The sequence below is a fragment of the Campylobacter sp. RM5063 genome (assembly GCF_024723655.1).
GTDB lineage: Bacteria > Campylobacterota > Campylobacteria > Campylobacterales > Campylobacteraceae > Campylobacter_D > Campylobacter_D lari_D.
The window spans coordinates 1-313 of sequence record NZ_JANQDA010000078.1; the positions used below are offsets into that span (position 1 = coordinate 1).

The 313-nt window shown below is 27.5% G+C and carries 1 pseudogene; it reads left to right on the forward strand.

Features of this window, described 5'->3' with window-relative positions:
* Positions 1–313, forward strand: a pseudogene (gene legH, locus CAMP5063_RS08445) (N-acetyltransferase LegH); the annotation flags it as partial.

The following is a 313-nucleotide window of genomic DNA, read 5'->3' on the forward strand; positions in this document are numbered from 1 at the left end:
CTTCCTAGAAATGAATTTTTACAAACTATATTAGATTGTTTTTTTGAAGTTATAGGTAAAGAAGGTACTTTAATCATGCCTACATTTACTTATAGTTTTTGCAAAAATGAAGTTTATGATAAATTAAATTCTCCTACAAAAATGGGTGCTTTAAATGAATATTTTCGCAAACAAGCAGGAGTAAAACGCACTAATGATCCTATATTTTCCTTTGCTATAAAAGGAGCCAAAGAAGAATTGTTTTTAAAGGACACTACAAGTTGTTTTGGAGAAAATTGTGTGTATGATATTTTAACACAAGAAAATGGAAAAT